9 protein-coding genes and 1 pseudogene are annotated in these 10,089 nt (G+C 54.2%); 5 read left to right on the top strand and 5 right to left on the bottom strand.

Translation table 11 applies throughout. The annotated features are described in order from the left end of the window. A pseudogene (locus KBY72_RS12970) lies at positions 1-327 on the top strand (hypothetical protein); the annotation flags it as partial. Between the two features lie 34 nt (positions 328-361). Here the strand turns inward: KBY72_RS12970 and KBY72_RS12965 are convergent. Next, a complete protein-coding gene (locus tag KBY72_RS12965; protein WP_254960475.1) occupies positions 362-592 on the bottom strand; it encodes a hypothetical protein in 231 nt (76 codons plus the stop codon). A gap of 1,794 nt (positions 593-2,386) precedes the next feature. Between KBY72_RS12965 and KBY72_RS12955 the strand changes: the two genes are divergently transcribed. Beyond that, complete coding sequence (locus KBY72_RS12955; RefSeq protein WP_254960473.1) at positions 2,387-3,112, top strand: GIY-YIG nuclease family protein; 726 nt, start codon at positions 2,387-2,389, stop codon at positions 3,110-3,112. A gap of 296 nt (positions 3,113-3,408) precedes the next feature. Here the strand turns inward: KBY72_RS12955 and KBY72_RS12950 are convergent, their stop codons facing one another. After that, entirely contained in the window at positions 3,409-3,744 is a 336-nt protein-coding gene (locus KBY72_RS12950) for a hypothetical protein (RefSeq protein WP_254960472.1), read from the bottom strand. A gap of 334 nt (positions 3,745-4,078) precedes the next feature. Between KBY72_RS12950 and KBY72_RS12945 the strand changes: the two genes are divergently transcribed. Beyond that, positions 4,079-4,639: a hypothetical protein gene (locus KBY72_RS12945; protein WP_254960471.1), complete on the top strand. Its 561-nt coding sequence runs from the start codon at positions 4,079-4,081 to the stop codon at positions 4,637-4,639. Positions 4,640-4,744: 105 nt separating this feature from the next. Then, a complete protein-coding gene (locus KBY72_RS12940; protein WP_254960470.1) occupies positions 4,745-5,047 on the top strand; it encodes a hypothetical protein in 303 nt (100 codons plus the stop codon). A gap of 924 nt (positions 5,048-5,971) precedes the next feature. Here the strand turns inward: KBY72_RS12940 and KBY72_RS12935 are convergent. Further along, on the bottom strand, positions 5,972-6,871 hold the full coding sequence (locus KBY72_RS12935; RefSeq protein ID WP_254960469.1) for a hypothetical protein: 900 nt from the start codon (positions 6,869-6,871) through the stop codon (positions 5,972-5,974). 570 nt (positions 6,872-7,441) lie between these two features. Here KBY72_RS12935 and KBY72_RS12930 point away from each other — a divergent pair. After that, a complete protein-coding gene (locus KBY72_RS12930; protein ID WP_254960468.1) occupies positions 7,442-8,062 on the top strand; it encodes a recombinase family protein in 621 nt (206 codons plus the stop codon). A gap of 32 nt (positions 8,063-8,094) precedes the next feature. Here the strand turns inward: KBY72_RS12930 and KBY72_RS12925 are convergent, their stop codons facing one another. Together KBY72_RS12925 and KBY72_RS12920 are read right to left on the bottom strand one after the other, a co-directional pair. Continuing rightward, positions 8,095-9,936, bottom strand: coding sequence for a recombinase family protein (locus KBY72_RS12925; protein WP_254960467.1), 1,842 nt, complete (start codon positions 9,934-9,936; stop codon positions 8,095-8,097). Between the two features lie 40 nt (positions 9,937-9,976). Further along, positions 9,977-10,089, bottom strand: a 113-nt coding sequence (locus KBY72_RS12920; protein WP_254993752.1) for a phospholipase D-like domain-containing protein, incomplete at its 5' end; no start/stop codon positions are given.

The raw sequence follows: 10,089 nt of genomic DNA, 5'->3' as shown, positions 1-10,089 counted from the left end.
GTCTATTCTTGTCCCACGCCACAAGCTCGTGTTACTGGCAGGGTTGCTCTGAGTAGTGGATCTTCAACCAAATTCTCAGCCCACTGGAATATCGACAACGTACTAACATTAGCCCTAGAAGAACAGGCCTTCTGGCTTGAACCTTTGGGTTCGGAATCTCTTGCAATCCTGATTCATGAAGCGGCGCACGCCATGAACATGCACCATGGGTACGACTTCAGAAAGGAAGTAGAGAGGTTGGCAGGCGTGGCAGCAAGCTTGATGCTCAAGGAGAGTGCAAAAATTAAGGCACTTTTCCCAGGGCTCAAGCGCACAACTTATCAATAATCACAAGATCCTGAATGCCAGGATTCAATAAGGTCTAAAACGAGTAGCGCAAGCGCCTGATTTCCATCTCAATCACATGAACCTTTTTCTTGCTGTCAATGAATGATTGGATCAGCACGCTTGGTGCCGAGCTTTGTGGATTGTATGAATCGATTTGCTCTTCCAGCGACCCTTGGGCATACATAGCGCTTACAAGCTCTTCCTCAAGGTCTTCAATTTTTTGGTAATTAAAAAAGGGACGGCCCTTTTCGAGAGTTGCTTTCATTGGTTGCTGAGTACGAGGGAGTGGACTGAATCCCCACATCTTACTCCTTTGAGATCAGGAAATCCGAATCTCGGATATAGAGTTGGCCCCGTTATGCCTGTCACAAGCCTCTTATTATGAGCATTTGGCCTTGATCGGCCCATCTTCATAAACATTAGGAGTTCAACAAAATCGCTCTGTTCGCCTAGCCCATACCCATGCGCTTCACCGATCACTAAGGGCAATATTTTTTACGACTCTTGGGTTCTAACAAAGTATTCGACCAAGCCTCGGGATTCGCTTTCTTCAAAGGCAGATCAGCCTGATTTGGATCTAAATAGCTACGGACTGAGCGTTTAATCATAAACCCAGTGGAGCAGTTATATGCATACTGCTCTAGCTGGTATAGCGTATGCTCTTGGGTTGAGACCCTCCATAGCTTCCAAGCTATATGTCGGATACTTGGATTTCCGTCTGCTGAAAGCGAAACAGATTGAAATTGCCAATCACGCTGCAAGCAGGACTCTATTTCTTGGAATTCGGGCTGAGGATTTGGATCAAATTTGCAATCCGTAAATGAATGGATTGGAGGCAAGGGTGGAGATAGAGACTGCGCAAATGAAGTGCTAATAGTGGAGAGATTTAAAACAGCTGATATCGAAGCAAGTCTCCTTGTCCATAATCCGCTGGCCATAAAAGATTTTTGTTTCAACGGAAAGGACGAGCTTCGAGCCACCCTGATCTGGTGCATTTCATTGACCTCGTGATGCCAGTTCTCTTTGCTCTGCTTGAGCACCAGAAGCCCGGCGCAACCTCCCCGTTGCTTAAGCTCTGCTTAGGGATATAAAGAATGCCCGGGGCAATTCTCGTGAATTTTGGAACTTCATGAAGCCAAGCCCCTCCGCCGCGATGGCAAGGTTGGATCACAAAGAATGACTTGGGACCAAGAATATTTGACTCTGTAATGTACTCACAGTCTGATGGGATAGACTGGATATATTTTTCTGGATTACTGGTTTTAGCAAAGAATCCCAACCCTTGAGAGGATCCTGGGTTGGACAAGGTGACCAGCGAAAGGCATGGAATTGCGACAGCGAGTCCAAGGGCTGAGCAAAAGCTATGTCTATTCAAGTCAGATCGTCCTCGGGCATTGCGATTGTAATTGGGCTGCAGGGTAAAGCTGGCTTAGTGTTTTGCTGAAGAGAAGCCAACGCTTCTCAGCCTCAGGCCACTTCAGGTAGCCAGCCAACCGCAACCTCCCGCCTAGGCACCCAACGAGAACACCTCCGGGTCAGGTGCTCGCCCTGGGGAATGAGTCCCTGGTGAATGGGGCAGGTCAGGAGGGTTACGCAGTGTCTGCCCACCTCATAGCGAAAGTGCTGGCAAGTCAGGCAGACCCTTGAGGAGCGGGCGGGTTTCAGGACATCGATATCCAGGTAGTCCCACTCCTCGGCGGAAACGGAGTCAGCAGCAGGCATCGGACACAATTAAGTACACCAGTACTATTCGCATCCACGCAAGAGGTCAAGGCAGGTCAAAGATCGCCAAGTCCGTCTCTGCATAGTGAGCCACCTCCACCAGTTGATCAAAGACCGCGCGGACCCTTGGGGCGTCCTCTGGGCAATGCGAGCCATGAAGCGCCAGAACCGTGACGGCAGTGGTCAGCTGCTCCAGGGTCAGCAGGGCATCCCTTTGGAGTTCCTGGGGGATGGCAGCAGTGGTGAGTGAAGACATGAAGTGTCGTGCGACTGCTAATAGGATTCCCACACGCTCTAGGGCAGCAGCTCCTATCTCTAACTAGCAAGTTGATCCTGGATGACCATTGCAGCGGCCGGTCAAGTAGGGACCATCTATCTGATCAAGGACAACCTCCTTGGCGGGTACAAGATCGGCATCACCCAGAACTGGCAACGGCGTTCAAGGGAATTGGAAATTGGTAGCAAGACCACCCAGGTCATGACTGCCACCGTCAGGGGCCCTCAACAGCTGGAGACCCGTCTCCACCGCATGTTCAAGGCAGTACGCCTGCCGCAGACCGAATACTTCGCATTGCGCCCAGAACAGGTGGAGCATGTGCAGCAGGTCATTCAGTCAGAAGCAGCCAAGCTCACCATCAGCAAAGAAGACAGAGAAGAGAGGGCCAGGCTTCAGGCCAAGGCCATTAGGGAGGCAAACCTCAACCAAGCTGCTCATTACCGCTCCCTGGGGATAAAGCCTGCCAAGGTTCAGACCGAGGCAGAGCAGCGGGCGGGACGGCGTCGGCAAAGGCGGAAGCCCTACCGGGATGCAGTCGAGACATTGCGAGCAAATCCCCTCAGCTGCCTGCGCTGGTTGTTGCTGCTACTTCCTTTTGCGGGCCCACCTTCAGCAATAGCCGCCGTAATGCTCTCTTTCCCCTACTGCGCATTCAGCGGCAACAAGGAAGCCTGCAGCAACCAAGCCGGTGGGGTTTCATTTCTCGTCGGCCCAGTAATGATCGCCTTGGCTGAGGAGAAGAGGCGCCGCAATGAAGCCAGGAAGCGCCTTGGCATCTCTCAATGAAAGCCTTGATTCGCTCACTAAAACGGCTGGTGCGATGGTTGTGGAACCCGAGGCATGAGCGTTACAGCAGGCTGCGCAGATTAATCATCAGCCGACGGGCCAATTGGCGGCAGCACGAGCTGCGGATGCGGAAGTGGGCCAAGGACCATCCTGATGAATTTCAATAAGAACTCCATCGACTCCCTCAGGCCGTATGACAACAGAATTCACCAACTCTTTATATCCTTAAAAGGAAGAGCGCCGGCAGAGTTTAAACCACCATTTTGCAGTGTATATGGCTGGTTACATGTATTTCTTCAGCCAGCCTCAAATTTAATCGCAGGGCAATCCTTGTCGTAATAAGACTTGGCGGTTACTTCCCCAAGCCTAAGTACATAACCACTAGAACAAGACCAATCCTTGCCGCCAAGAAGTGGATCATGGCCAACGAAGAAGCCAACATCGCAAATAACATCACGGCAGGTACTCCCTCCCAGGTAAGCCATACCATCAGGACATTTATTACTTTCAGGCAAAGATGCACCTTCCTGCACAATGACACGAGATGGCTGACCAAGATCTCCTGTCATCGCCTTGACACAACCCACATAGTCTTTGGCAACAACGCAGCGCTTATGGATATCCGGTGCCACCTCTGCCCAGGCCGAGCACCTCAAAGAGATGACAAGCAGCCAACCAAAGGGTAAAAACAAAATTGATCTTGACATATGCATTTTAACAGGCAAAGGAGAAGCAGAATCTAATGGTTAGGAACATAGGAGGAGTTCGCAGAAGCACGGCATCGAAGGCAATAATTGCAACAGGACGACAAATATAGGAATACTAGGTCACCCAAAATGTGCCGCACAATGCATCACTTGAACTAGTAGTGACGCCTCGGCGCAGCCCCCTGACGACTGATACAATTTAAACAAGCGAGACCATTTGTCCTTCCATAGAGCTAGTCGTTTAACTCTCAATTATTCAATGTGGTCAAAGATTGGCGATTGGGAAATTATCCAATTCATCGACTATGAAGATGAGGAATGGAGCTACGAACACATATATCAACACGCAGATGGTCGCGAGGCCGTTGTAGGACCAGGTGGGTACTGCAGTGATCCTGATCTCAGTTGGCTGCTGCATCGGCATGAGAGAAAGAAAAAGCAAATGGCCCGGATCAAGATCGCGACCTCAATTTGCCTGAATGCAGCCTGGTTGCCTATTGGGATCCAATGCCTACAGCAATGCCTAGCTACTGGCTGGATTGCTCTGGTCTCAGTACTTGGCTACGCGATCTGCTGCCTCGGTGCCTACGGAAGCTGGCACGCCCTGATCCCCCCTGACTACAAAAAAAGTTGGAAGGGGAGGGCCAAAATACTCTTGATCTGCGGGTCAATGTTCGCAGCAGGATCAGGACTGATTACTGTTGGAAGCTTTACAGCTATCACCCTCGGCTGGATTCGGATTCCCCTGGTACTGACCAGTGCTGTCCTGGGCCTAGCGGGGAGCCTGGCTTATCGGTGGCGCGAAAATGAAATCAATTAAATTGTAAATCTATGCAAGAGGAAGCTAAAAAGTCAGACCAATAGTCCTGCTACAAAGCCAACGCCTATTTCCATCCGATATAGTTGGAGCGCAGTTGGCTGTGCCATGTGTCTCTCCCCTGAAAGTTACGGAAACTTTCTAGACCACCTTCGTGGACTTGAGGACGAAAAGCTCAGCGCTTTAGCCAAAGAGTACCGAGATGAAGCTGGCATCATTTACAACACTGTCGACGACGAGCTCCGACATATGGTGATGCATGAATATGAGCGACTACGCCAGAGAAAAATTCAAGGACTCAATCGAGCAATGTGGCTATCAAGTCGAAGAGGGCGGCTGATAGAAAAAGTCAAAAAGATCGCACTGATGCTGGCAGGTCATCTGCAAATAGAAAAACCAACAAGGGCTTAGGAGAATAGCAATGCCACAAAATAGGCGCCTAATTATTAACAACACGTTGCCAAAGATGAAGCGACAACCATCCGCGTACCGTCAACTTGTTGGATTCTTAATATTGTCCTCTCCGCTATCAGGATTTGGACCAGCGTATTCGTCAGAGCTTCACCCTATCGCCGACACCTCCACAACAAGCCAAGATCCAAAGCAGCAACTACTTGACCAGATGCAGGATTATCGAAACCGGGAAGCAGCAAGGGCAATAGAGCTTCAGAAAGCAAAGGAAGCAGCAGCCAAAAGAGCAGCTGATTCTCGGGCATGGCAGCTAGACAGAGAACTAAAGATGTGGCCCCAATATGGATCCATCCGTGTTTATTGGCCTGGTTGGAACTATGACAACAAAACCAGGAGCTGGCTCACTTTGACAAGGCCTGCAGAAAAACCTGAGATGCCAGAAAGCAGTTCATCAAATTTTCAACCCGCACCTATTAGGTCAGGCCCACCCGAACCATTGCGGCCAGATCCATCCCAGTTGTCGACCAAGCCCCCGGTCCGCTTTGATGCCACCCTTGAATCTTTGGTGAGAGAGGGGGTCGTCAAACCCGCAGAAGCTGCCCGCATACGAAGTGGCGGCCCTAATTCTCCATTTGCTGTGCCGGCTCACCAGCAGGCCTGCCGCAGCGGTGCCCTCTCAGAGGAGGAATGCCGGACTGGCCTGGTTGTGCGCTGGGGAACAAGAAGCAACGGGTCTAGTCCCAAGAGTACGTACAAGTTCACACCTCCTACCCCTTCTGGCGTTGCCGTTGACTGCACTGCTCTCATGCTTAATCTCAAGCCATACAACAGTCCCTATAGCGGTTGGCTTAGGCCCATCAAATACAGCGCCGAAGAAAGACTTGTCGTTGACTTCTGCGCAAGTCAAATTTCAAAGACCAGGACCTAGCGCCTTGACTCACTCAAGTAACCGGTGTCAATCAAAAAGGCCCTAAGTGCCTGAGGGTATGAATCGTAGACAAGTTCCTTGGCTTTACAACTACCGTTGTCGTCATACCCGGCAGCACATACGGTCAATCCCCATTTTTCATTTGGGTCGTAGCGCAAAAGCATCCGATCCCACCCATCAAATAGTTCCCCCACAAGTGACTTATTTGCTACGTAAGCCGCCAAGAAACCATTGGGTTCATCTTGATTTCGCCGAGAAAACCAACTTGACATGTAGCCAAGAGATCTTCGATGAATTGGGCGGTACTCTGGAAGATGAGAAACATCTACAAACTTTGAGCCATTGAGTTGCCAAATGCGCGCAGGAGCCCAGCTATTGGCGTAAGAACCAAATCTGTAAAGAAATCGATCGTCTCTGCCAACAATCACATTCCTCCCAAGGTTCAAAGGATCGCTAGCAAAGTCAGTTCCACCGTCTGAAAGACCAAGCCTCACCTCGCTCCAATACTTCCCACTGGCGTCTGATGTCAAGATGCGAGTATCATTGCAGCAATGAGCGCCGCCAGTAAAAGTCGATAGCAATACTTCTGGATAGGGATTCGATGGATCGAGCTCGACGATCTGCAAGATTGAATTCGGCGAGCCCACCTCTTCAGTTGATATAGAGCCTACTGGCAAGTCACCTACTAAAACGTTGACTACAGGCTGAACAATGTTGCTACCATCACTATTGATTCGCCGCTGATGCTCAATGCTGGCTGTGACTTGACCATTCTTGATCTGGCCACTGGTTTTCTTGCTGTCATAGTCAACCCGAAAGATCTGGGCATAGCCAGAAGTTGGGGCCGCGACACATAAGAAGATAAAGGAAAAAGCTAAAAACCATAGTCGGGCCATAGGCGAAGAGGCTCCCTTTATCAAGTTGGAGGCATCAAGCCCAATCGCTTCAGTATACCCCTGGGGAAGCCGCAAATTCTAGGCATAGCTGCCGGTAACTCATGTCCAGAGTCCGAGTAGTTTCGGATCTGGCTATGCAGATCTCTTGCCATTGATTTATGTCGCTAAGAATTTTAGTCGAAAAATTTGTGTCGTTTACGCATATAGCGCCAAGAGGCGACACCCCCCTTGCCCCCTAGCCATTCTTTTACCCTTGGTATCGGGGCCTAGTGCCTATGAGCACGACCAGCACTCGTTTATTGGACTGCGCCATGTCGATGCGGCCCCAAGCCCCCAGGCGTTGAGTTAGGTGGAGTGACCTCTCCCTTCAAGTTGAGGCTCAGTAATTCACCCCAACCGAAACCGTCCGGCTGTGGCCATGCACACAACCCCGTTCCACAACCGCCTAATGCTGTCCCATAACCCTGTCCGCTTCCTGTCGTTCCGACACAGGGGTTGTTGTGGTCCAAGTGGGTTGAGCTCAGAGGTTGGCGATGCCGGACTCGTGACCGATCAACCGGAGATTGACCGATGACAAAGATTCTGGAGCCGTTGATCGCTGCACCTGCTGGCCGCCGGTGGGGCTATGGCAGGGTCAGCACCGAGCAGCAGACCGAAGCCCAGCAACGGGCCCAGTTAGAGGCTGCTGGCTGCGACGAAGTGATCACCGAGCAAATCAGCTCCGGCAAAGCAGATCGACCCGGCCTGGTCCAGGTCCTTGGAGCCCTGCAGCGTGGTGATCAGCTAGTGGTTGCCAAGCTCGACCGGTTGGCCAGGTCGCTGGTTGAGCTGCTCTCCATCGCGTCCGATCTGGAGGCCCGTGGCATAGATCTGGTGGTACTCGACCAGGCGATCGACACCAGCACACCAGCCGGTCGATTGATGTTCCAGGTGCTCGGTGCCGTCAGCCAGTTCGAGCGAGAGCTGGCGATCGAGCGGACCAGGGCCAGCGTTGCCCACCGACGGGCCACAGGGGGCGATCTGGGAGGCCGCCGGAAGTCCTACAGCGAGCAGCAATTGGCACTGGGCCACCGCCTACGAGGCGAGGGGCTGTCGATCAGCCAGATCGCTTTGGCCCTGGGACTGAGCCGGGGCACCGCTCACCGCCTGCTGCAGGAACCAATCCCTGCTCTGTTCGGCGGTGGTGGCTGATCGGTAGGTGACCAGTTGATGTTGTCTGCCGTTCACAGTGCCTGGCCGCTTGTGCTGTTTGGCCAGGCGGCGAGTTCATCTGGGGCCAGCGGCTCTTGCCAAGCGATCACGCCGCTGTCGCCCTGGCTGGTGGCGAAGTCCTTGGCATAGGGCTCGACGACGCCGGCTGTCCTGGCCATTCGACGTGCCACTGGTGCCAGGGGTTCGGTGCCTGCCGAGACTCCGCCAACAACCAGCTCGACTCCTCGGCCATTGGTACCTGGTTGAGCTGGGTGCACGAGGAACTGAATGCTCGGCTGGTGGCAGCGCAGCCAGCGGTTGAAAGCCCGCCGTTCAGCCGGGGATGCCAGCCCTGCATCCAGCTGCCGCCATAGGGTGAAGACATTGGCCTTCAGCTCGGCCGCGGCCTCCTCCCCAGTGGGCTTGGCCCGCTCCAGCTGCAGCTCCCCGGCCAACCGGTAGTGCTCTGCACGCTTGGCTGCAATGTCATCACGTAGTGAAGCCACCGCGTCCTCAGATGCTTCCATGAGCAGGTCGCTGGCGCCATCCACGAAAAGCTGCCCTAGCCGTCTCTTGGCGTCTGCATGGCTTGTCTCCAGGGGGCGGAGTGCATGTTCCAGCTCATCGACCAGCGCCTGTAGTTCGGTGATCCTGGCGTCGCCGTCTGAATTGCCCAGCAGCTCAGCCCAGATAGGGGCGGCCAGCCTTGTCAGGCAGTGGTCCTCGACCGCCTGGTAGCTGATGTACCCGGAGTTGCTGCAACCGGGGCTATTGCGCCTGTTGGCGGGGCGACACGCCATGTATCCGGGGTGGCCGATCCGTGCCCGCTCGCTGCTGTCGTGGAAGGAGAAGGGGCCACTGCAGACAGCGCAGCGGGTGATCCCCATAAAGAGGTTTCTGACCTTCTGCCCTCCGCCCCTGAGGCCGCCTTTGAGTTTGTCGCGGTTGGCCATGGCGGCCCTGAGCTGCCCCCAGCGCTCAACACTTAGGACAGGCGGATAGAAGCCAGCAATCGTGCGACCGTCTCGGCGGACAAGGTCGCCCAGCAAGGCCGGATGCCGCAGCAGGTAGCTCACCCGGCTGTGATCCCACCACGGAAGAGGGGCGTCCCGGTACTGGTTGCGACGACCAGCGGTAGGGGGGAGGGGGCGCTCTTCCTCATTGAGCACTTGGGCGATGAGCGTCGTGCCCATCCCGTTGATCGCGAGCTCGACTGCCCTCCAGATGGTCGCCTTGGAGAGAGGGTCGATTTTGAAGTTGCCATTGGCATCACGCACGAGGTGGCGGCTATTTGGGTCGCGCTGAACCCACCAAGGGCTGGCCGCGGCCACCTTCTCCCCTTCCTCCTGCAAACGCTCGCGGCGGCGGGCACCACCTTTGGATCTGCGGCTGCGCTCGTCAGCCTCCTGCCTGGCCTGGGACAAGGAACCCCAGAGCATGTGCATTCGATGGGGCTCAGCCAGAATCAACTCCTCGCTGTAGGTGCAGCCGTGGGAGCAGACCGCAAGGCCCAGCCCCCTGCTCCAGAACTCGCTCATCAAGGTTCTGACCACACTTAGCTCCTCCTCACGGCTGAAGCGGGTAAAGCTCTCGACCACCAACACGCTGTCGGGCGGCACCTGGCCGGCCTGAGCGGCGGCGATGAAACGACCCAGGGCACCGCGCTTGCGGTTGGCACCAGTGCTGGCTGAGAGGCCCGGATCAACCAGCGCCTCCTGCAACTGGAACTCGGTGTGATCTGCCAACCAGGCGGCCAACGCCTGCTGCTGACGCTCCATGCCGCTCCGATCCTCCCGTGCCTGCCGGGTGGTCGAGGTGCGGGCATAGGACCAGCACAGACGCTTTGGCTGGACTGGGTTCCCGCTGTCGGCCATGGCCATGCGAGTTGACTGTTGCTTTGGAACTGTATCTGTTTTATGTTTGAACCGTCGAGGGGCTCCAGTTGAAGGAGCCTGTGATTACGGTGCGGTTGTCGATGACAGCCAGCTTGTGGTGCAGTTTGTCGCCGCTGGCCAGGCGTGGTGTGC

The sequence above is a fragment of the Cyanobium sp. BA5m-21 genome (assembly GCF_024346235.1).
GTDB classification, from domain to species: domain Bacteria; phylum Cyanobacteriota; class Cyanobacteriia; order PCC-6307; family Cyanobiaceae; genus Cyanobium_A; species Cyanobium_A usitatum.
Note: the sequence above shows the minus strand (reverse complement) of the source record. Positions and strands in the feature narration are given on the sequence as shown.